At 41.7% G+C, this 22,904-nt stretch carries 21 protein-coding genes, 2 pseudogenes and 4 riboswitches; of the genes and pseudogenes, 16 read left to right on the top strand and 7 right to left on the bottom strand.

Annotation, left to right across the window (positions count from 1 at the left end; translation table 11 throughout):
- Positions 1–71 precede the first annotated feature (71 nt).
- Positions 72–189, bottom strand: a riboswitch (glycine riboswitch).
- Positions 190–291: riboswitch (glycine riboswitch) on the bottom strand.
- Between the two features lie 149 nt (positions 292–440).
- Positions 441–556, top strand: a riboswitch (glycine riboswitch).
- Positions 557–560: 4 nt separating this feature from the next.
- Positions 561–639, top strand: a riboswitch (glycine riboswitch).
- A 172-nt stretch (positions 640–811) separates the two neighbouring features.
- The 11 genes and pseudogenes from gcvH to AC1D7X_RS10595 all read left to right on the top strand — a co-directional run bounded on the left by gcvH (position 812) and on the right by AC1D7X_RS10595 (position 12,313).
- Positions 812–1,198 carry a glycine cleavage system protein GcvH gene (gene gcvH / locus AC1D7X_RS10645; RefSeq protein WP_495457019.1) on the top strand — a complete coding sequence of 129 codons (387 nt, stop codon included), beginning with the start codon at positions 812–814 and terminating at the stop codon, positions 1,196–1,198.
- A gap of 98 nt (positions 1,199–1,296) precedes the next feature.
- Positions 1,297–1,962, top strand: a complete 666-nt coding sequence (gene sdaAB, locus AC1D7X_RS10640) for an L-serine ammonia-lyase, iron-sulfur-dependent subunit beta (RefSeq protein WP_495475203.1) — start codon at positions 1,297–1,299, stop codon at positions 1,960–1,962.
- Positions 1,963–1,975: 13 nt separating this feature from the next.
- Positions 1,976–2,881, top strand: coding sequence for an L-serine ammonia-lyase, iron-sulfur-dependent, subunit alpha (gene sdaAA, locus AC1D7X_RS10635; RefSeq protein ID WP_495475202.1), 906 nt, complete (start codon positions 1,976–1,978; stop codon positions 2,879–2,881).
- A gap of 168 nt (positions 2,882–3,049) precedes the next feature.
- Positions 3,050–4,564 (top strand): sugar ABC transporter ATP-binding protein, encoded by a 1,515-nt coding sequence (locus AC1D7X_RS10630; RefSeq protein WP_495475201.1) that lies wholly within the window; start codon positions 3,050–3,052, stop codon positions 4,562–4,564.
- 29 nt (positions 4,565–4,593) lie between these two features.
- Positions 4,594–5,589 carry an ABC transporter permease gene (locus AC1D7X_RS10625; RefSeq protein ID WP_495457015.1) on the top strand — a complete coding sequence of 332 codons (996 nt, stop codon included), beginning with the start codon at positions 4,594–4,596 and terminating at the stop codon, positions 5,587–5,589.
- A 48-nt stretch (positions 5,590–5,637) separates the two neighbouring features.
- Positions 5,638–6,645, top strand: a complete 1,008-nt coding sequence (locus AC1D7X_RS10620; protein ID WP_495457014.1) for an ABC transporter substrate-binding protein — start codon at positions 5,638–5,640, stop codon at positions 6,643–6,645.
- A gap of 264 nt (positions 6,646–6,909) precedes the next feature.
- A complete protein-coding gene (locus AC1D7X_RS10615; protein ID WP_495457013.1) occupies positions 6,910–7,698 on the top strand; it encodes a hypothetical protein in 789 nt (262 codons plus the stop codon).
- A gap of 162 nt (positions 7,699–7,860) precedes the next feature.
- Entirely contained in the window at positions 7,861–8,958 is a 1,098-nt protein-coding gene (locus tag AC1D7X_RS10610; protein WP_495475200.1) for a PRK06851 family protein, read from the top strand.
- 252 nt (positions 8,959–9,210) lie between these two features.
- Positions 9,211–11,091: a molecular chaperone HtpG gene (htpG, locus tag AC1D7X_RS10605; RefSeq protein ID WP_495457011.1), complete on the top strand. Its 1,881-nt coding sequence runs from the start codon at positions 9,211–9,213 to the stop codon at positions 11,089–11,091.
- Positions 11,092–11,279: 188 nt separating this feature from the next.
- Entirely contained in the window at positions 11,280–11,498 is a 219-nt protein-coding gene (locus tag AC1D7X_RS10600; protein WP_495457010.1) for a DinB family protein, read from the top strand.
- A gap of 85 nt (positions 11,499–11,583) precedes the next feature.
- A pseudogene (locus tag AC1D7X_RS10595) lies at positions 11,584–12,313 on the top strand (helix-turn-helix transcriptional regulator).
- Between the two features lie 107 nt (positions 12,314–12,420).
- Here the strand turns inward: AC1D7X_RS10595 and AC1D7X_RS10590 are convergent.
- The gene (locus AC1D7X_RS10590) at positions 12,421–12,972 is read right to left on the bottom strand and encodes a TetR/AcrR family transcriptional regulator (protein WP_495475199.1); all 552 of its coding nucleotides are present in this window, start codon (positions 12,970–12,972) and stop codon (positions 12,421–12,423) included.
- Between the two features lie 148 nt (positions 12,973–13,120).
- Here AC1D7X_RS10590 and AC1D7X_RS10585 point away from each other — a divergent pair, with 148 nt between their 5' ends.
- A complete protein-coding gene (locus AC1D7X_RS10585; RefSeq protein ID WP_495457008.1) occupies positions 13,121–14,056 on the top strand; it encodes a ketopantoate reductase family protein in 936 nt (311 codons plus the stop codon).
- Between the two features lie 424 nt (positions 14,057–14,480).
- Here the strand turns inward: AC1D7X_RS10585 and AC1D7X_RS10580 are convergent, their stop codons facing one another.
- On the bottom strand, positions 14,481–14,717 hold the full coding sequence (locus AC1D7X_RS10580) for a hypothetical protein (RefSeq protein WP_495475198.1): 237 nt from the start codon (positions 14,715–14,717) through the stop codon (positions 14,481–14,483).
- Between the two features lie 173 nt (positions 14,718–14,890).
- Here AC1D7X_RS10580 and AC1D7X_RS10575 point away from each other — a divergent pair, with 173 nt between their 5' ends.
- Positions 14,891–15,385: an ArsR/SmtB family transcription factor gene (locus AC1D7X_RS10575; RefSeq protein WP_495475197.1), complete on the top strand. Its 495-nt coding sequence runs from the start codon at positions 14,891–14,893 to the stop codon at positions 15,383–15,385.
- A 35-nt stretch (positions 15,386–15,420) separates the two neighbouring features.
- The gene (locus AC1D7X_RS10570; RefSeq protein WP_495475196.1) at positions 15,421–16,758 is read left to right on the top strand and encodes an MFS transporter; all 1,338 of its coding nucleotides are present in this window, start codon (positions 15,421–15,423) and stop codon (positions 16,756–16,758) included.
- A 14-nt stretch (positions 16,759–16,772) separates the two neighbouring features.
- Here the strand turns inward: AC1D7X_RS10570 and AC1D7X_RS10565 are convergent, their stop codons facing one another.
- The 4 genes and pseudogenes from AC1D7X_RS10565 to AC1D7X_RS10550 all read right to left on the bottom strand — a co-directional run.
- The gene (locus AC1D7X_RS10565; protein WP_495475195.1) at positions 16,773–17,063 is read right to left on the bottom strand and encodes a hypothetical protein; all 291 of its coding nucleotides are present in this window, start codon (positions 17,061–17,063) and stop codon (positions 16,773–16,775) included.
- Entirely contained in the window at positions 16,984–17,670 is a 687-nt protein-coding gene (locus AC1D7X_RS10560; protein WP_495475194.1) for an XdhC family protein, read from the bottom strand. The genes AC1D7X_RS10565 and AC1D7X_RS10560 overlap by 80 nt, the downstream gene beginning before the upstream one ends.
- A gap of 71 nt (positions 17,671–17,741) precedes the next feature.
- Entirely contained in the window at positions 17,742–18,077 is a 336-nt protein-coding gene (locus AC1D7X_RS10555; protein ID WP_495475193.1) for an XdhC family protein, read from the bottom strand.
- Positions 18,078–18,116: 39 nt separating this feature from the next.
- Positions 18,117–19,403: pseudogene (locus AC1D7X_RS10550) on the bottom strand (5'-deoxyadenosine deaminase); the annotation flags it as partial.
- 564 nt (positions 19,404–19,967) lie between these two features.
- Between AC1D7X_RS10550 and AC1D7X_RS10545 the strand changes: the two are divergent.
- Positions 19,968–20,435 (top strand): ASCH domain-containing protein, encoded by a 468-nt coding sequence (locus tag AC1D7X_RS10545; RefSeq protein WP_495457003.1) that lies wholly within the window; start codon positions 19,968–19,970, stop codon positions 20,433–20,435.
- Positions 20,432–21,130 carry a pseudouridine synthase gene (locus AC1D7X_RS10540; RefSeq protein WP_495475192.1) on the top strand — a complete coding sequence of 233 codons (699 nt, stop codon included), beginning with the start codon at positions 20,432–20,434 and terminating at the stop codon, positions 21,128–21,130. The genes AC1D7X_RS10545 and AC1D7X_RS10540 overlap by 4 nt, the downstream gene beginning before the upstream one ends.
- 230 nt (positions 21,131–21,360) lie before the next feature.
- On the opposite strand, the gene AC1D7X_RS10535 is transcribed toward AC1D7X_RS10540, so the two are convergent.
- Positions 21,361–22,860 carry a stalk domain-containing protein gene (locus AC1D7X_RS10535; RefSeq protein ID WP_495475191.1) on the bottom strand — a complete coding sequence of 500 codons (1,500 nt, stop codon included), beginning with the start codon at positions 22,858–22,860 and terminating at the stop codon, positions 21,361–21,363.
- Between the last annotated feature and the right edge of the window lie 44 nt (positions 22,861–22,904).

The following is a 22,904-nucleotide window of genomic DNA, read 5'->3' as shown; positions in this document are numbered from 1 at the left end:
TATAGTGGAAACGAAAATAAGAACAGCAGCAAAAAGGGGCGCATCCGTAGCATTGTGCTACAATTACGTTTCCTCTTCGCTCTGTCCTTTGTACCTGAGAGTTACCCCGAACATCGAACTTAAGTCCAAGTTTCCCCTTGGGTGACGTAAGGGACGATATTATCGTTCCATACATTCTCTCCAGAGTTACGTCCGATAAAGGTCCTTTTGCCTGAGAGATTCACCTTTGTTAGGTTTACTCCTTCGGCGCCGCCAAAGACTATTGTAGGCGGTCTCTCCCTATACCATCATCCGCATATTCGGTTGTCATAGTCTACTTATACACGACCAAATAACTGGATGTCAACGATAACTTCATTTGATGCAAATAATTTGTTAGGTATCTTGACATGGGCTTGTATTGTGCATTAATCTAGATATATAAATTTATAGTAAGTGGATGACAATGGTAGGGAGAGACTCGAGCGGATGAGACACTCGCTGGGCACCGAAGGAGCAAGTCAATGGCTAGCCAGCTGATTGATTAATCTCTCAGGTAAAAGAACCGCCATTCGACGCAACTCTGGAGAGAGCGCATAAGCCACCAAAGGGGTAACAGCAGTCTAAGACTGCTTAAACTCTCAGGTACCCAGGACAGAGAACATGGCATTTAGCCAGTTCTCTGTCCTTTTTTGCTGTCTGAACTAGCGTATGCGACTCTTTCTTCTAAAGGATATGCTTAAAGGATGAGTAATAACGCTAGATACTCGCGGATTGATGCAAATCGTACGAAATCAAATCATCTAATTATACCAATGAGAGGTTGTTAACTATGAGCGAAGTTAAAGTTGGATTGGGATATACAGAGGAACATGAGTGGGCAGAAGCTAAAGGGAATGTGGTTCGAATTGGAATTACAGATTTCGCTCAAACTCAGCTAGGTGATATCGTATTCGTAGAATTCCCAGCAGTAGGAACAACGCTTGAAGCAGAAGCAGCCATGGGGACGATTGAGTCCGTCAAAACCGTATCTGATCTCTTCAGTCCGGTTAATGGAACGGTAACGAAGGTGAACGAGGTCCTACTGGATTCCCCTGAACTTGTGAACTCGGATTCATATGGCGAAGGCTGGTTGATTGAGGTTGAAGTGGATGGGGATGCAACAACTGCCATAGCAGGACTGCTGAATGCTGAACAATATGAGAAATTAATTAATTAATTCAGGCTAAAATAGTGAGGAATAAAATGGTGCATATTACGTAATGGATGAGGACGGATCTCTGATGTGTTTGGTAAGGGGAAGGGGAATTTTTTGCTATGCGGTTTAAGAATGTTTTTTCAATTATTGGTCCAGTGATGGTCGGACCATCCAGCTCTCATACCGCAGGTGCGGTGCGCATCGGCCGTGTAGCCCAACAACTATTAGGATGTACGCCTGAACTCGCTATCATTACACTGTATGGTTCTTTTGCAGAGACATACGCTGGGCATGGAACGGACCTAGCTCTTATCGGAGGATTACTCAATTACGATACGGACGATGAGAGAATTCCAGATGCCTTCGTGGAAGCAGAGAAGGTTGGGATGCGATATGAATTTCGCCGGGGCACAATCATGAGTCCTCATCCTAACTTTGCTGAGATTACAGCAAGCGTAAGTGGCCGAGAGATTACAGTAAGCGGCTCCTCCATTGGTGGAGGTAATATTGAGATTCATTCGATGAATGGTTTCGCTGCAGGATGTTCAGGTTATTACCCTACATTGGTCATCACTCATGATGATCATGTAGGTATTCTCGCTTCTATTACTAGTGCGATCAGTGAAGCAGGGTTAAATATTGGATTTATGAACGTAGATCGCAAAGAAAGAAGCGGTGCTGCGATGACGGTACTTGAGTGTGACCGGAGACCTGAGAATACAGTACTCGAATTGGTTTCTCAGATACCTCATATTAGTACAGTATCCGTTATCGATCTGAACTAGAGGAGTCGTTAACATGCGTTTTCGTAGTCTGAAGGATATTTCTGAAATATGCCACAGGGAGTCGCTGACGATTGCCGAGCTTATGATTGCTGAGCAGGCGAAAGAAACCGATGAGACACCCGACAAAATTGTACAACAGATGACAGAATATTATCGAGTCATGAAAGATGCAGTTCGTAAGGGGATTGATACCGAGATTACTTCAAGGAGTGGTCTGGTGGGAGGTGACGGGCGCAAGATGAATGAGTACGCTCAGCGTAACGAGCCTTCCGTGGGAGAATGGTCAGGTAAGGCGATGGCTTACTCATTGTCCGTATCTGAGGTGAATGCTTCAATGGGACGTATCGTAGCGACGCCAACGGCGGGGTCCTGTGGTATCATTCCGGGTGTATTTGTTAGTTCGCAGGAGCGGTTTGGTTGGGATGATGAAGTACTCGTGAATGGTCTCTTCTGCGCCGGAGCGATCGGTTATGTTATTGCGAATAACTCGTTTATCTCCGGGGCAGAAGGAGGGTGTCAAGCAGAGATAGGGTCAGCTATCGGCATGGCGGCAGGTGCGATGGTCGAGTTACGTGGTGGTAGTCCTGAACAGGTGGTTCATGCAGTGGGTCTCGCTTTAAAAAATACGCTGGGTCTAATCTGTGATCCTGTTGCAGGGTTAGTCGAAATACCTTGTATTGTGCGTAACGGTCTTGGAGCTGTGAATGCATTGGCAGCTGCGGACATGGCACTTGCTGGAGTCCAAAGCGTTATTCCTTCGGACGAAGTGATTGGTGTTATGTTAGAGATAGGTACTAATATGCCAAGTGAACATCGCGAAACAGCGCTTGGGGGCCTTGCTCAGACACCAACAGGACGGAAAATAACGGAGCAAATCATGACAGCCAAATCGTCATCTGTTAGATTTCAAGGAGAGTAATTCATGACTGACACTGCGTAGTTTCTAGTAAGCATTCTATTCTATTTAAAATATAAATGATAACTCAAGCGAAAGAATGGCTTGAGTTTTTTTGCGTCTGGAATCCAATGGTTCTATCACTACTAGTTATGGCAATATATTGTCTATAAGTTGGAAAGGGGGCGGGCGATGAGTGACATTGTTGTGAAGATGGAAGGAATCAAGAAGCATTTCGCCGGTGTTCAAGCATTAAAGCAATGTGAGTTCGAATTACGAGCTGGGGAAGTGCATGCCCTTGTCGGTGAGAATGGCGCAGGGAAGTCAACGATGATGAAAGTGTTGACGGGCGTTTATCAGAAAGATGAGGGAAGCATTACTTATAAAGGTAAAGAGGTAGATATCCTGGATACGCGTACAGCTCAGAAATTGGGGTTCAGTATGATTCACCAAGAGTTGAATTTGGCTCCTGATCTGACGGTAGCTCAGAACATCTTTATCGGCAAAGAGCCCCGCAAAGCATTCCGATGGTTTCTAGATGATAAAGAAATGAATCGACAAACGGCCATTTTATTAAAGCAGATGAATTTAGATATTGACCCGACTACGCTCGTATCGAAGCTGACAGTGGCCAAGCAACAGATGGTGGAGATTATTAAAGCTATTTCTTATGACTCTCAGGTAATGATCATGGATGAGCCGACAGCAGCTCTAAGTGATGCAGAGATTGAAGAATTGTTCAAAATGATCCATCATCTTCGTGCAAAAGGAGTTGGAATCGTTTACATTTCCCATCGGATGGCGGAATTGAAGCGGATTACTGATCGCATTACCGTTATGCGCGATGGGTGCTATATAGACACTGTAGCTACGGAAGAGGTCAGTATTGACCGAATTATAGCGATGATGGTAGGTAGGGAGATATATCAGCCTCTGAAACCCGATCTAGTCAATATCATTAGTAGCGAAAGGGTACTTGAGGTACATAATATCAATCGTAAAAATGTACTACACGACGTAAGTTTAACCCTCCATAAAGGAGAGATCCTTGGTGTAGCAGGTCTTATTGGGGCTGGAAGAACGGAGGTTGCCCGGGCGATTTTTGGAGCGGATCCGATGGATTCTGGGGAGGTCTATATCCATGGTCGTAAAGTCAGTATCACGGGTCCTCATCAGGCTGTAAGTCATGGTATTGGATATTTATCTGAGGATCGAAAACACTTTGGTTGTTTACTGGAAAAGGATATCACAATGAATATTGCGCTAGCGACGTTAAGTCGCTTCACAAAGAAGGGTGGATGGATAAATGACAAACGGATGACGGATGTATCCAACAAGGTCATTCAAGAATTGAAAGTAAAGACACCTAGCGTTAAGCAAAAGCTTAAAAATTTGTCAGGTGGGAATCAGCAAAAGGTCATTATCGGCAAATGGTTAACACGGGACTGTGACATTCTTATTTTCGACGAACCGACACGCGGGATTGATGTTGGGTCTAAGAGTGAGATATACAAGCTACTAGAGAGTTTGGCAGCATCAGGGAAGTCGATCATCATGATTAGCTCAGAGCTACCTGAAATTTTAAGGCTAAGCCATCGAATCATCGTCATGTGTGAAGGGAGAATTACAGGAGAGTTGATGAACGATGATAGCGTGACACAAGAACAGGTTATGGCATACGCGACAGACCGATCTAGCAAAGGATGAAGGATGATTTTAGGAAGAGAGGGAGTCAAATGAAGGGAGCAACGGAATCATCTCAGAAACAGCGTATGAAGGTGAACGCAGGAGTACAACAATTTTTGGCCTTCGGGAGTTTGATCTTTCTCATCATTTTTTTCTCTGTAGCATCAAGCAATTTTTTCAATTTCTCTAATATCGTGGGTATATTGCTGTCTACAGCGGTTATCGGTGTGCTGGCGCTTGGCGCCACATTCGTTATTGTTACTGGCGGGATTGATTTATCAGTAGGAACGGTGATGACGCTTAGTGCAGTAATGACTGGTGTATTCATTACGATGTGGGGACTCCCGGTGTGGGTCGGAATTATAGGGGGGCTGATGACAGGTGCTATATGTGGATTTATCTCTGGTTTTGTTATCGCTAGACTAGGGATTCCACCGTTTATCGCTACACTAGCTATGATGATGATTGCGAAAGGACTTGCACTCGTGATCTCGGGTACGAAGCCGATTTATTTTACAGATAACGAAGTGTTCTCGAAAATTTCATTAGGGACAGAATTAGGGGATCTCATTCCAGGGTTCAATATCCCGAACGCCGTGCTTATTTTCTTTCTCGCAGCAATCATCGGCAGTCTATTGTTATCCCGTACCATTGTAGGGAGGTATAACTTTGCGATCGGGAGTAATGAGGAGGCAACACGTCTATCCGGAGTTAACGTTCAGAAATGGAAGATTATTATTTATATGATCGCTGGTTTATTTACGGGTCTTGCAGGTATTCTCATGGCATCCCGTCTTAATTCCGCCCAACCGGCACTAGGTATGGGTTACGAATTAGAGGCTATTGCTGCTGTCGTCATTGGAGGTACATCGCTTAGCGGGGGGAAAGGGACGATCGTCGGTACGGTTATTGGTGCATTAATCATGAGCGTACTCACGAATGGTCTTCGCATCTTGTCCGTGCCGCAGGAGTGGCAGACGATTGTTGTCGGATTCGTTATTCTGCTTGCTGTATATGCGGATATTCTACGTCGGCGTAAATCATAACGTGGAGCGTCATGTAGTTATTATTTTATTAAAAAAGGGGATATGAATATGAAAAAGGGTTGGTTAATAACGGTATTGTCACTTGTATTCGTCATTAGTGCGTGCGGTTCGAATAACAGTAACAATAAGAATGCATCGAAGAACCCAGAGCCTACCAAAGAAGTGGTAGCGTCAACGGATGGAGATAAAATGTACATCCCGATTATATCGAAAGGTTTCCAACATCAATTCTGGCAAGCGGTTAAGGTTGGCGCAGAGAAAGCGGCGAAGGAGCTCAATGTAGAGATTACTTTCGAAGGACCTGAGACAGAAGCACAGGTGGATAAGCAGCTCGAGATGCTCCAAGTTGCCCTAGACAAGAAACCAAGCGCAATCGGATTTGCGGCACTGGATAGCCAAGCATCGATTCCACTTTTGAAAAAAGCACAAGAAGGCGGCATCCCAATTGTTGCATTCGACTCTGGCGTTGAGAGTGATATCCCCGTCTCCACGGTAGCGACGAACAACGGCGTAGCAGCAGGTGTCGCAGCGGATAAAATGGCTGAGCTCATCGGCAGTCAGGGCGAAGTTGCAGTGATCGCGCATGACCAGACGAGTCGCACAGGCATTGATCGTCGGGATGGATTCGTAAATCGCATGAAGGAACAATATCCCAATATCAAAATTGTTGATGTTCAATATGGCGGTGGGGATCATCTGAAATCAACCGACTTAGCTAAAGCCATTATGCAAGCGCATCCAAATTTGAAAGGATTCTTCGGTACAAATGAAGGATCAGCCATCGGTGTTATTAATGCTGTAGCCGAAATGAAAATGCAAGGTAAAATCATCGTTGTCGGCTATGACTCCGGTAAAGCGCAAATCGATGCGGTCAACAATGGGCTCATGGCTGGTGCCGTTTCCCAGAATCCAGTAGGGATCGGTTATGAAACGGTAAAAGCCGCGGTTGCGGCAGCAAAAGGTGAAAAGGTTGAACCAGCCATAGACAGTGGCTTCGTATGGTACGACAAAACAAATATTAATAATGAAGATGTGAAGGCAGTACTTTACGAATAATTGAAGAATGATGGGCTGGCCTATAAGCTTTCCAAAGGAAAGCTACTTCGAAAGCATACACTGTGTCTGGATTTTTACCGCTAAGGGAAATTCCAAAAAAATCAGGACACAACAGCGATTGGAACAACGGTCCGTTCGCGGAGCGCCCTCACGAGTTTGTATCTATTCATCATTTAAGTTTCTCTGTCGTAATTCCGATAAATAAGGTAGGTGGTTTATGAATGGAATATTCAAAATCATGACTAGTAGCTAGGAGGAAATGATATGCAAATTTCTAATTTATCAAACAGTGCAGCTCGGAGCCAACATGTTGGACTAAAGGTATCGGTATCTGGTGAACACACAATGACTCATAAAAAAGAAAAAGAGAATAAAGATTCGTTATTCATCAGTGATCAAGCGCGAAATATTTTCAAAAGTAAAGGGCAGTCGTCAGGTGTTAGCAAGTCCATTGAATTGTTAATGAAACAAAAGGACAATATTATGGATAGTAAAAATAAATTAATCGATAAAACATTGGAAAGTGGTGCCCAATTAGATTCGATTAAGGATCGCTTGAAAGAGATGGATGAACAAATGTCGTTGTTGGACGAACAGATGAGTAAACTGCTATTAGACGAACAACAAAAAGCTTTAGGACTTGATGAGGATAGCAAGAAAAGTGCTGAAGTAGATCGTGAACCGAAAACAGAGCAAGAAGTAGAAGCGGGTAAGCAACAGAACATGCTTCAGTTGGCTGGAAGCATCGACCAAGTAGAACAATTGTCTTCACAAAGAAGTAAAATGGAGGGTGAAGTGAGAGTGCTCAAAAGCGAAATAGCTTTAGATGAGACTCGTTCTTCTCATCCGTCAACGGCTAAGCGTGAGAGAGTACTTGAATTGAATAAGAAGATGGAACAAATCGGGGAACAAATCGGCGAGATTGGACAGTCTATCACAGAGAAATTAAAAAATGAGCTGGATCAACCGGTGGAACGCATAGAAGAAGAGAGTGATTCTTTATTTGTTAATGAAGAAAGTGATGAGAATCAATTAGAGTCAACTGAATCGTAAGGTTAATAAATAGAAGCTACAAGTAGACGTTGGGAAATAATAACCTCAGCGTTTTTTTTTATTTATGTGTAGGATAACATATAAATTTAGTTGCACCTTATGGATAGGCGAATAATACGATGTAACATATGCGTGATATGAGCTGAGAAAGGTGTGGTCATCATGACTGGAAGTATTAAGAATTTTTATGTGGGTGGAAATACGGCCCATGGATTTGTGAGCTTAATGGAATCGTCTTTACAAGGGTTGGAAAGACTCTTTATTCTGGAAGGGACGCCGCGTTCGGGAAAGTCAGATTTGATTCGGACCATAGGGGATCAGTTGGTGTCTGCGGGCTATGATATTTGGAATATGCATTGCGCTTCAGATAATTCAGCACTGGATGGTATGGTAGTTCCTCTGTTAAAAGTCGGAATCATCGTAGGAACAGACAGATATGTCATCGAACCTTTGCTACCAGAAGTTGAAGTTCAATACGTGAACGTAGGAGAAGCTTGTCATCTGGATCAACTGATCACCCAACAGGGTAGCATCAACCAATTGAACGAACAAATATCTCAAACATATCAACATGCGTATGCTGGTTTTGCAGAGGCGCTTCGTATTCATGATGAGTGGGAAGACTTATATATTGCGAACATGGATTTTCAAGAGGCTAATGTGCTGACGACAGAAATGATTCATGTGCTCTATGGTGATCGGAAGCTAGAGAAAGAGAGTAGGGTAGATCATCGATTCTTAGGTGCTGCCACACCACAAGGTGCTAAAGATTGCGTTCCTAATCTAACCGAAGGATTAAAAAGGTACCTTATTAAAGGCAGACCTGGATCCGGTAAATCAACTATGCTCAAAAAAATAGCTGCTGCAGGAACTGAGCGTGGGTATGATGTTGAGATTTACCATTGTGGATTCGATCCTAACAGTCTAGATATGGTTATTGTACGTGATCTCAACTTTGCTATATTTGATAGCACTGCACCACATGAGTATTTCCCTGAGGGTGGCACCGATGAGATTGTGGATATGTATCGTCGTTGTATCCAACCGGATACGGATGAAAAGCTGGCGGAGGCCATTAATCCGATAAAAGAACGCTATGCTGCGCAAATGAAACGATCGATACAGTTCCTTACCGATGCTAAGTCTCTTCAAGATCAATTAGATGAAATCTACGCTCGATCCATTGATTTCTCTCTTATAGATTCTCTGAAGGATGAGATTCTACGGGAAATCATAGACATAGCAGCTGTTTGTGACTAGGTGGGTATCGAATAATTTATAGAGGGTTAGCTACTAATAAATGACTTCTGACATTAGGGAGTCATTTTTTTGTGTTTTTTATATAGGCATAAGTTGACAACAAAAATTGTTATGTGTAAAAATAAGAATTAGCACTCTAGTCCTTAAAGTGCTAATTGGTTTAATGAGCGATATTGATCATAAATTTACAGCAAGTAATTCTAACTAGATGAACATTTTACTTTTTGCATATCGAAGGGAGATTAACTATTCATGGCTAAAAAAGAGTTTAGAGCAGAATCGAAAAGAATGTTGGAGATGATGATTAACTCCATTTATACACAGAAGGAAATATTTTTAAGAGAGCTTGTTTCAAATGCTAGTGATGCTATCGATAAAATGTATTACAAAGCACTAGTTGATGAGTCATTGGTATTTAATAAACAAGATTACTTCATTAAAGTGACAGCAGATAAGGAACATAGAACATTAACGATCACGGATACAGGTATGGGAATGACGCAAGAAGAGCTTGAGAACAACTTGGGTGTTATCGCGAAGAGTGGTTCATTAGCATTCAAGAAAGATAACGAAGCAAAAGATGGTCACAATATTATTGGTCAATTTGGTGTTGGATTCTATTCCGCATTTATGGTGGCGGACGTCGTTACAGTGATCAGTAAAGCGTTGGGTAGCGAAGAAGCATTCAAGTGGGAATCAGAAGGTGCTGAAGGATACACGATTGTACCATGTGAGAAGGATACCGTAGGTACTCAGATTATCCTGACGATCAAAGAGAATACCGAAGATGACCAGTATGATGAGTATCTGGAAGAATATCGTTTGAAGTCTATTATCAAGAAGTACTCTGATTTCATTAGATACCCAATTAAGATGGATGTGAAGGAACAACGTCCAAAAGAAGGTACTGAAGATGAGTTTGAGGAAGTTAGCGCAGAACAAACAGTGAATAGCATGGTTCCGATCTGGCGCAAAAATAAAAATGAGCTTACAGAAGATGATTATAACAATTTCTATGCTGAGAAACGTTATGGGTTCGACAAACCTCTGAAGCATATCCATATTAGTGCGGATGGTGCTGTAGTCTATAATGCGATTCTATTTATCCCAGAGAATACGCCATTTGACTATTATACAAAAGAGTTTGAGAAGGGATTAGAGCTATACTCCAATGGTGTATTGATCATGGACAAGTGTTCTGATTTATTACCGGACTTCTTCAGCTTTGTCAAAGGTATGGTGGATTCTGAAGATCTATCGCTTAACATTTCTCGAGAAATGCTACAACATGATCGCCAATTAACGTTAATCGCGAAAAATATTAAGAATAAGATTAAGAGTCAGCTACAAAGCTTACTGAAGGATGAGCGTGAGAAATATGAGCTATTCTTCAAATCTTTTGGCAGACAGTTGAAATTCGGAGTCTACAATGATTACGGTATGCATAAAGAATTGCTACAAGACTTATTGATGTTCTACTCATCCAAAGATAAGAAATTGGTTACCTTGGATGAATACGTAGCAAGAATGCCTGAAGATCAGAAATACATCTATTATGCTTCTGGCGAATCTATGGAAAGAATTGATAAGCTTCCACAAACAGAGATGGTATCTGATAAGGGATATGAAATTCTGTACTTTACGGATGATATCGATGAATTCGCAATTAAGATGATTATGAATTATAAAGAGAAGGAATTCAGATCCGTATCGAGCGGTGATTTGGGGATCGAGGCTGATGAGAAAGATAAGCCTACGGATGCAGAAGAGAACGAGAATAAGGAACTCTTTGAAGCGATGGCAAGCATCCTTACAGATAAAGTGACGAATGTCAAAGCGTCTAAGAGACTGAAATCTCATCCTGTATGTTTGTCTTCTGAGGGCGAACTAACGATTGAAATGGAAAAAATATTAAAAGGGATGTCCAATGGTCAGGAAGTTAAAGCTGACAAAGTATTGGAAATCAACGTCAATCATGAAGTATATCAATCCTTAAAGGATGCATACGCTAATGATAAAGACAAACTAAGCTTGTATACCAACCTCTTGTACAATCAAGCGTTGTTGATCGAAGGACTACAGGTCATTGACCCTGTACAATTCACGAATGACATTTGTAAAATAATGATCTAATTAAGCAACTTACATCAATGAATTTAGATAAGTTATCAGACAAATACCCTGTTCCTGGCATGAGCCAAAACAGGGTATTTGTCATTGTCTTCTGATATATTTAGAATGGTGAATCTTCACTGACGTTAGATGTCAGTGAAGATCAATTATAGTGAATATAGGTTCACTATATTGAAATATTGGAGGCTATGGAGACACAATGGACCAATGACACACTTACAGAAATGACGGATATGGGTGGAGAGAAATGGACAAATGGTGCATCACTCCGGTTTGTACTTATGCACCAAGCCCATCATAGAGGACAGATGACCGTTCTAATGCGACAAGCTGGGTTGCGTGTACCTGATGTATACGGTCCGACAAGAGAAGATTGGATTGACAAAGGAATGGAACCTTTTAAATAGAGGAACGTTTATTAAAATTGGATTACACCATATAATGGGTATTAATTCATCCATTTCACGAGAGAAGGCAGGTGCCGGTAACGTTATGTCCAAAGCAGATAATATATTATCAATTCTATGGTTGTTGAAATCAGGTCAGCGAAAGACTGCTCAACAGCTTGCGGACGAATTGGAAGTACATATTCGAACAGTATACCGTTGCATCGATTCTCTTTGTGCGAGTGGGGTGCCTATTATTGCGGATTCAGGGCATTATGGTGGATACCGGATATTGGAGAACTTCTCAGAGGCTCCATTAATGTTTGACATGGACGAGCAAAAGGCGCTCATTCACGCATCTACTTTTGCTAGAGAAGCGGGTTATCCATTTGCAGATGCATTGAACCGAGCCATCGATAAATTAAAGTTGTATACCAATGAGGAACAGTTGGCCCATATGGAGCGGCATTCAGACGGGTTGTCTGTCATTCATCCTCCTGTCGATCGGAGCCAACAATCGCTTCTTCAAGAATTAGAGGTAGCTGTTGCCAATGGTCGTACATTAGAAATGCAATACACAAGTGGGAATGAAGCTACTTCATTGGTACGTTGTTGGCTATTGTCATAAACGCCAAGAACCACGGAGCTTTCGTGTAGATCGTGAATTCCAATTAGGCTTAGAATCTTGGCTGACCTATGTCCCGTATTTCCTTCTCTCATATGGGAAGTCAATTACGATAACCGAGCCTGATGTTCTTATCGAGAAGATGGTGAGTGTTACCTCTGAGCTAGGAGATAACTATCGAGATATGGATAAGGAAATGAAGAGGATTTGAATACATCATAAAGGGATCAACAAATGAAAAGGGTGCCGTCTTTGAATAAAAGAACGGCACCCTTTCTGCTTGTGCCGATATATTGCATCCCACGCCACATCTGTGACTCATTCTTTAAAATAGGGCGTAATCCCTCTTGAATAAAGGTTCTCTACTAATTTGAAAAATTCTTCTGACGATAAATCCTTTTGACGTTGGAGCCAAAGACGAAATAAAGAAAGGGCAGTTGTTAAGTAAAACTCAATGAAGTATGGCGTTAAGGAATGGTTTTGCGGAACGTTTAATTCTATTTGACCCAAAGTGATTTCTTTTTTTAAGCGTTTTAAAAAACGGGTACTTCCATAATCACCCAAAATGGCATTAAGAACCAGGAGATGTTCTCTTTTGTCCAGACAATAGAGCGTTTCTTGAACCGTATGCATCGATAGCTCTTTATTCGCCAATTCTTTTTTTATGTCATTTAATAAGTCATTTTCAACAGAGTCTAACAATTCGTAAATGTCAGTAAAGTATTGATAAAAGGTGCTGCGGTTATATCCAGACTTATTCGCAATTTCCTGAACCGAAATTTTCTCAATCGGCTTTTGGCTATATAACTCACAAAAAACTTCTACTAATTTTTGTCTTGTTTTCTCCGTTATTTGGGGTTGTTTTTGCATGTTTTCCTCCTACTGGCGAATAAGAATATCATCCGACAAATCATAAAAAACTGATGGTTGATCAAGGAATGATAAAGATTTACAATCACATCATACAACATGCTGTCGGATGATCAAAAGGAAATGTTAATAAGTAGGGGTGGTATAAATGTCAGCAAAACAAGATAGAATTTTAATTTTTGGTGCAGGTGTCATTGGGAGCATGTACGCCATTAAGCTTATTGAAGCAGGGTTTGACGTTAGCCTGTTTGCACATTCGAATAGATTTAAATCATTAAGAGAAAGTGGCCTGCAATATATAGAAAAAGGTACAGTTAGAGCGATACAAGTGAATGTCATTGATACGCTCGAAAATGACGATGTATACGATTTTATTCTCGTTACTGTTCGTTATGATCGGTCCGAATCAGCGTTGTTAGCGCTACAAGATAATCAAAGCAAAAATATAGTTACGATGATTAGTAATTCAATTGGATTTTCTTCGTGGTTGGATATCGTAGGGGATAGGCTGATACCAGCTTTTCCCGGATTCGGCGGACAGATTAAAGATGGAGTATTGCATGCTCGATTTCTACCAAAGTTTATAGCGGCAACTGCATTTGGAGAAATTAATGGTGTAGTGACAGAACGCATAGAAAACCTCGCAAAATTATTTAAAACAGCGAAGCTTCCCTACGTTATTAAAAAGGATATGCAAGCATATTTAATCACACATGCCGTATCAGACATTGCCATGTTGAGCGTTCTGCATTCTGAGAATAAGATCATTGACCAAAAAACAGCCAGAACCAGAAAGACGGCACGCAAAATAACAGTCACTTTAAAAGCGTATCTAAGGGCCATACAAAAAGCTGGCGTTTCAATTGATCCACCCATGCTTAAAATAGTGCTTAAATTTCCAAACTTATTTTTGGATCTTTTCTTTATGACATGGCTACGCACTAAAATGGTTAGGGATATGAGGTTGCCGGATTATGCGAATAATGCTAACAATGAGATTGTGCAGCTAAGTAATGATTTAATGAAATTCTTAAGTCAAAATGATACCAAATCGGAAATACATGTTCATACAGAACAATGTTGACTGAGATAATTCAGATCCGCAAGAAGTCTATTTCTCAATAATTCATATAAATGATACTATTCCTGGCTCAATAGTCTACACAGAAGATAATGACACAGCCGGGCGTTCGGGTGGAACATTGCAGAGAGTTAATATCGCGCAACATGACACATATATTACTGTTACATTTAGTGGAACTATTTATAAGGATGTTAAGTAGTAGGGCAAAATAAAAAGATCGAGCATTTTGCTCGGTCTTTTATTTCGTCTTAGCATACCTGCTGATAAATTCAAAGTATCTTAATTGTCATGAATTTGTTTTGAAATCTCCAGCAATTTATTAAGATGAGCCGGCTGGATACCACGTTAAAAGACCTTGCTCGCTCTATGGGGCATATCCGGAGCGCAGCTTGTTTTATGTGTATAGAGTTCAGGGCCCCATATTTTATGTGTTTCTCAGCTCGGCCAGATTGGTTCCTATATGGACGCCAACCGTTCCAGACATGTTGTGTCCCGAGGAAATGGTGATGTAGAAAAAGCCCGAAGACCATACGGATGTAGAGAAATAATTGTGTGGTAGTCCATCATCTGGGACCGTGTAATACATCTTTTCCATACCTGACGGGCTGCCTTGGTTAACTGTAAACGTGATAGGAGTAGATCCAGTATTCTTAATGCCCACTTTTACATAACCATATCCTGGTTAAACTTATTAGCTTAATTTTTTTGAAAATATTGTATTTACATAAAATGGGTCGTGTGATAATATGCTTATGTATATACGATCTAAATTTTTAGAACGACTAAATATTCTAGATCAGTATAATTAAAACTAATTCTCTTAGGGGTGATGTTATGGATTCGAATTCAATTCCATTAGTCAATATTTCAGTTGAGCAGTCCAAATTACTGAGTAGCGCTAAGCGTATTCAGATTATTAGTTGTCTTCAGAATACGGCGAAGACAGCCAAACAGGTGGCTGTAGAGTTAGGCCAATCTCCAGGAAGTACGCACTACCATATCATCAAATTATATGAAGGGGGACTTGTGGATCTGGTGGAGACACGTTCGGAGGGTGGAATCATCGAGAAATATTATCTAGCCAAATCGAAATGGTATACCACGAATTCAAAAAGCGGACAATTCAGTGATCCGCTATTGGCAGATGATATCGATGTGTCATCCAGAACAATGCTAAGTCTCCGATTATTTCTTACAACAGCTCAGACGGAGGAATTCAATTCGGAGGTCAAAAAATTGCTAGAAAAGTGGGTTGACATTACTTCGGAAACTGAAGGTGAAGACGTTAAGGAGTTCGCAGTTGGGGTCAAGATTGTGGCCGCGGATTAACGTGTTGAAAAACAAGCAGAATAGGAGGGCTAACCGTGGATATTTTTAAAAACAGAAACTTTTCACTCATGTTTATAGGTAGAATATTAACCAATATAGGGGATAGCTTATACGCTGTCGCAGCCATGTGGCTAGTGTATGATCTGGGCGGTTCTACTTTATATACGGGATTAGCAGGTTTTTTATCGATTATACCCAAGATTATTCAGCTTCTCTCAGGACCGATCATAGATCGTATTCCCATTCGTGGTGTACTTGTGTACAGTCAACTCATTCAAGGTACCTTGTTACTTATTGTGCCTATTGCATCCTATTTCGGGTTCTTATCTGTAGGGTTAGTGTTGATCATTACACCTATACTAACGACGTGTAATACGTGGGTATATCCTGCACAGATGTCGGCTCTCCCTAAGATTTTGGAAAAGAAGCAGTTAACGCAAGGGAACTCCCTTTTTTCAGTAGCTTATCAAGGGATTGATGTCGCCTGTAATGCCGTATCTGGCATCCTTATTGGTGTGCTTGGTGCGGTGTCGTTATATTTATGGAATTCAATAGGGTTCTTTATTGGGGCGTTACTTTTCTCTCAAATCCGTATAAAGAGTGCGGGAGCGAGACCAGAAGCTAGTTCGGAAGGCCATTCAGAGATTAGTTCAGAAGTCGAATCAGAAACGAAGAAGAATTCTTCTGTTAGAAAGAACAATTACTTCTCGGATTTGATGGATGGTATACGATTGCTTGTGAAGACGCCGCTTGCCAAACTATTGTTTGGGATTATCATTATTAATGCTGCCGGAGGAGCGACATTTAGTGTCCTTCCGATGTATAGTGATCACTTGGGTGGGGCTGATATTTATGGCATATTGTTGATGGCACAAGCGCTTGGAAGTCTGCTTGGCGCACTGATCGTACCTTATTTCAGATTCGACCGAATACGGTTAGGACGGATATATTCCTTCGCCTTTATCCTTTCAGGATTAGCTTGGAGTCTGAGCACTTACAGCCCTTGGGTATGGATAACGGTTCTTATCTACGGGTTAGCATGGTTTCCTGGAGGAGCAGTTAACGTAATTATAAACACTGTTGTTCAAAAAGGGGTACCTCCGCAATATTTAGGCCTTATTTTCTCAGCAACTATGGCTTTGAGTGGCATGGCATTACCTCTAGGCAGTCTTATTGGTGGTAGTCTGGGTGTATGGTTAAATAGTTCTACCATTATTTCATTGTGTGGAGTCATAGTCATGTTAGTAGGCGTGTATTGGTCAATAGATAAGAGTTCTCGCAACCTACCTGCACCCGAACATATTCATGAAGGATTTTTCGATTTCTCTCGGGGGAATGATGTAGCCAATCTTCCGAAGGACATGAGAGCTTAATGGTTATGATCTTGTTAACAACTCATTGTAGTAATATTAGAGTAATATGCAACGGCACGTAACCAATCTTCCTGGTTATCCACATCGTATAACAACATAGGATCATCACAATGGACGAAATCCCAACTTCGAACAATATGCAACGCGGCATTGTCGACTAAGTCACCTGGGAACCAGTCAAGTGGATCTTCAGGTCGTACGACAATATAAATATCTGTGATTCCGCTAGATAAGAGAACACGAAGTGCCATACTGCCCAGCGTTATTCCGGGGAATAACGCCAAGGATTGTTTCGCTGTTCCCATTCGGAAACTCTGACCTGCCGCCATATAGATCGCGGGTATCTTCATATGCTCTGATCCCTCCGTCTAGTTGTTCTTTGCCACTTCGTATAGCAATTAACTGTGCCACAATACTAACGGCAATCTCAAAGGGACCTTGAGCTCCGATGCTCAGTCCAATTGGAGCATATACATTGAACGGAATGGGTCTGTTTTCAAATAGTAATGCGATTCGTTTCCTTGACCCAATAATGCCAATATAACGAGGCTTACATGGAAGCGCATATTGTAGCAATAGCTGTTCATGACGGAGATGATGGCTACAAGCCACAATATAATCGGTGGAGGATAACTTGAGTGGTGCCACAATTTCTTCTGGGGTTCCTACCCATAGTTCCGCATGTGGAAATCGCTCAGCACTACATAGTGACGATCTCCAATCCGCAATCACGATACGAAATCCCGCTTGTCTAGCTAGCTCATAGATCGGTTCCGCATCAGCTCCAGCTCCAAATAGGATTAGACGTGGGCATGGAGTCCACAAGGAAGTAAGGGTGTTAGCATTAGAGAATTCGAGCCTATCTTCAGGAAGCGCAGGATACATAGCTTCTTCTGGCTTATAGCTATACACCCAATGGCTGACCCTCCCAGGATCGGTTAACTTGAACAGTGGAACCTTCTTGAAGAATGATCCGCGCTGCATCAAGGGTTCTGACGAAACGTTCCCGTTACGGGCTCTAGAAGCACCTCGATGACACCGCCGCACCCTGTCATTTCACCCCACATCACATCTTCTTCGGGCTCCATATTATAGATGACCAGTTCGGAACAATCTTTCTCAAGAAGGAGAGATACCCGCTGTTGCAGATCTGATTCCAGACATCCGGGACTAATACTTTTATATTTACGACCATCTGACGTGAATAACATGGCGGCACCTACCTTTCGGTAAGCGTGGCCTCTCGTTCGAATGACGGTTGCCAGAACACAGGGCTGCTTCTCATGTTCAAGGACGAGCAACAATTCATGCATATCCATTACGTTACTCTCCCTTCGTGATTTGGTCGTAAGGTCATGTTACAGTCGTTCCAATAAATTACGTAGTGCAATATCAGATTGTTTCAATACATGAGTCTTATCAATCGTTTTCATGATTCGATTCTCCATCACAATCTTTCCGTCAATCATCACGGTATCTACGTCTCCGCGTGTAGCTGCATAGACAACCCGGGAGAACCAATCTGCGTCGAAGGAAGGATAGACGTGGAAATCCTCCAAATCGAGCAGTTGTAGATCAGCCAGTTTACCAACCTCAATACTTCCGATTGTCTTCTCCATTCCAAGCACTTCTGCGCCACCCATCGTCGCCATACGAAGCACCGTTCGTGCATCCATGACCGTCGGACCATGCTTTACCTTTTGCATCAAAGCCGCCAATCGCATCTCCTGAAACATATCCAGATTGTTATTACACGCAGCACCGTCGGCTCCGAGAGCGATAGGAATTCCCTCTCTCATAAGCTCTGGTACCTGGGCAATTCCTGAAGCTAACTTCATATTAGAGCCTGGGCAATGGGTCACCTTCACTCCTCGTTCACGGATGATCTGCTTCTCCTCCTCATCCAACCAAATACTATGTGCTAGAACGAGGTTTGGTCGAGCAAGTCCGATATGATCAAGGTAAACAATATTTCGCATACCTCGCTCTGCCTCAACAATAGAGATTTCCGTCTGATTCTCGGAAGCATGTGTATGAACTAACACACCGTATTCCGCCGATAAGTCTCTTACTCCCATCAAGAGTTCTTCCGTACAAGAGACAACGAACCGTGGACAGAATGCATACTGAATTCGGCCATTTCCTTTTCCATTCCATTTCTGTAGCAAATCTAAGCTTTCTTGGAGAGAATGCTCGGTCTTCTCTTGAAGGGCAAGCGGTACCTCTGTTCCATGATCCATCATCACTTTCCCAGAGATGGCGCGTATTCCACTCTCTAGAATGGCTTGAAAAGCGGATTCTGTATGATGAACCGTCTCCATGTCTAGAATCGTGGTTGTTCCACTTCGGATCAATTCACCAATGCCAAGTAAGGCAGAATAATAAACAGATTCTTCATTATGTGCCGCTTCAAGTGGCCAGATTCGTGTGCGTAACCAATCGATTAATTCCAAATCATCTGCTCTGCCCCGAAACAAGGTCTGACACAGATGAATATGTGTCTGAACAAATCCCGGTAGAAGGACTTTTCCTCCCGCTTCTATAATACGATCAGCCACTTCCGTGATCGGTTGTTCACTAACGTTCACAATGCGATTGTCACGAAAAAGGACATCACCTTGAAACACATCATTCTCTGCATTTAATGCTGATCAGTTGTAGTATTTATGGTGATTAGTTACTAGTATTAACGGGGCCGGGCTAGTATTAACGGCGATTGATTGCTAGATTAACGGTTATTGGACCAGTGTTAACGGTTATTGGGCTAGTATTAATGGTGATCAGGATAGTGTTAATATAGACACGACCTCGAATTAGTACTTGATGATACGAAGGACGAGTTTGTTGTAGTGAAAGGTGAACTTGAGGCAATATAAGGTGGACCTGATGGATATGGATTACAAATAACTGGAAATATTCCTGTTAATTTGCTCATTGTATGCTTGGCAGATAACTTAGATGGTATTTCTCCATCTAAAAGGGTCTTTACTAGGAAATTCATGGTTAATGGATTGAATTAAATGGATATTTTCCTGTTAAAAAGGGAAACAATGGGCTTTACCAGCCCTGATGAGACCTCTGTTAACTGAACTCAAGTTGAAACGGGTGCCGTCTTCTGAAAAAGTATGGAACTCCCGTTTCTACTTGCGTGTTATGATAATATAAATAGCAAGAATTAAAATAAGAATAGATTGAGGTAGTTAAATCAAATGGATAACCAGTCTGCCCAACAGTTATGGGAACGATATGTGACATTAAATCCTAATGCTTCAGACAAGTATGAAGCATGGAGATTTGGATATACGAAAGAATTAGCGGATCGGCTATCGGATTTAGTTCTATCAGGGACTAAAACAGCGACAGCTTCGAATTATGCGCTCTATGAAATAGAGAATGAGCCTCTACCATTCGTAGGAAAATACAATATTGTCCTTGATGGGGATGACATAGCGAAATCCATTGTCGTTACGACATCGGTGGAAGTCATTCCTTTTGATGAAGTGAGTGCAGAACATGCTTTCCTCGAAGGTGAGGGAGATCGTTCATTGGCTTACTGGCGTGAAGTTCATGAAGCGTTTTTCACGGAAGAAATTCAGAAGTATCAAGGTAGATTTGATCCGAAAATGCTTGTCGTATGTGAACGATTCGAATTAGTGTATCGGTCTGATCTATCGTGAGAATCAATAAATATATGAGTGAGACAGGGTATTGCTCAAGACGGGAAACGGATAGATTAATTGGTTCCGGTAGAATTACGATAAATGGTGTGACATGTGAGCCAGGAGACGAAGTAGTTGCGGGTGATACGGTACTTATTGATGGGCAGCCTATACCTAGTAGAGATGAACCCGTATACATCGCATTAAATAAGCCAATAGGAATTACTTGTACTGCGGCGCCACATGTTAAAGATAACATTATTGAATTCGTGAATCATCCTTCTCGGATATTCGCTATTGGCAGATTAGATAAAGCATCCGAGGGATTAATTTTGCTTACGAACGACGGCGATATTGTCAATAAAATGATGCGTTCAGAGAATGACCATGAGAAAGAATATGTCGTGAATGTAGATAAGCCCCTGACAGAACAATTTATCGAGGAAATGTCTAAGGGTGTAGTTATTCTTGATCATGTGAGAACAAAACCGTGTGACGTATTTCAGATAAATGAGCAGGAATTTCGAATCATTCTAACCCAGGGTCTCAACCTTCAGATTCGTAGAATGTGCAAAGCTCTTGGTTATAGAGTATTAAGACTTGAACGGATTAGGATTATGAACATTTCAATCGAGGGTATAGAGCAAGGGCAGTGGAGAGATCTAACGGAGGAAGAATTACAGAAACTACACGAGCGGTTGAATGGAGTATAGTAGTTAAGTGGTGGATCATCTATAACAATTTAAAAGGGGTGTCCTTATTAAAAAGACTAGGGACACCCGATTTTTTTGTGTATGCAATTATATGATCCTTAGTCTTAATGATTATTAAATAATTCAGTTAATAGCTGTAAAATTCATAAGCTTTTCCACCAGAAATAGCAAACGGCAAGACTTCCTACCTCATGTAGGAAGTCTTACCGTTTAAGTTGTGAATGGTTAGTCTACTTCATTGTTATCGAGATCTTATCGTCCTTTTGAATCCAATCAACGGTTGCTCCAAGCGTTTCGCTAATGAAACGAAGCGGGAGGTAAGAAGTTCCATTTACGCTGAAAGGAGTATTTTGAAGTGTCATAACTTTGTTATTAACCGTTACAACGCCTGATTTGTAATTGATACTTATTGTAAGAGGCGGCATCCCCGCGTCAGATCGTTTAATGGTTACGATTTTAGTCAGGTTATCAAATGTAATCGTAGCCCCTAGTTTTTCAAATACGGAACGAAGCGGAATGAAGGCTTGAGAATTCTGAATCATGACACCATTATTCAAAGCTACCGATGTACCATTTAAATGAACTGAAATTGGTTTTTGCATGGGAACAGCAGTGCTATGCATAAATTCATAGTCTCCGTATCCTAACTGTGCGTCCTTATTGACACCCCAACCCCAAAGCGTTTTATCGCTTTTTTGCATGATGACAGAGCGGTAGCCTTGCTTGATTAGATCAACGCCAGATGTAAGTAACGTAAATTTCGCATTTCCAGATAATGATGTACCTTCGATAGACGTTTCATAGACATTACCCGATTGGGTAAGCACGACTAGGGAGCGTTCCACGACGAAAGCATCTTTGACATTTTTTACATTGGTTAATAAGACAGGAACCTTCTCCTCATGATATGTTGTTCCATCAGACCAGCCAGTTATCGTTGCTCCCCAGAACCACAGACGGGATTGGTCATCAATAGCTAGATTAGTGTTACCATTGGATTTGAACGCTTTAATGTTGCGTAATCCACTTATGATGGCAGGGGTTGTGTCGACGGAAGTTACCTCTCCGCTAATTTCATTCGGCCATGTCCAGATGGTCCCGTCCTTCTTTAGTGCGAAGTTTTTGTCAATGGCGGTAATATCGTTTAAAGAGGGTAGGGGTTCGAAAGATTGTAATGATTCATTACCTTTCCAGACAGTACCGTCCTTCTTCAGAAATATCAAACACCATTCTCCGCCGTGCTGGTTGTACTCATAGTAACTACTTATGCTAGTTACATTATCTATTCCCGTTAGCTGAACAAATTGGGTAGGATCCAGATTATCAGCTGTATGGACTGCAGTGTAGACTTTCCCATTGGGGTCCAAGGCCAATAACTCATTCCAGATGGAATAATAAATGGTGCTAATATTACTACTTAAGCCCTTAACTTCATGTATTGAAGTACTAGATAACGATTGATTTCTTTCAAAAGTCCAGATGGATCCATCTTTCTTCATAACAAAATCATTGCCAAGAGAAGTCTCTACATCTGTTATCCCGTGAACCTGCGTAGGAGCAGATTGATCTCCACCCCATACCCAATAGGTGCCATCGTTTTTAACGAGTGAAGTAGGTTCGAAGGATCGAATGTTGGAAGTTGTGTCTGCTGCAGCTGCAGAGACAGGTAGGCTCGATGATAGTAAAGTAAGACCTACGATGAAGCTAAGGAAAACATGCCATTTTTTCATTTCATACTCCTCATTTCTTATGTTCGTCTAATCTTCCCCTAATG

Source organism: Paenibacillus sp. Y568, from assembly GCF_059445545.1.
Note: the sequence above shows the minus strand (reverse complement) of the source record. Positions and strands in the feature narration are given on the sequence as shown.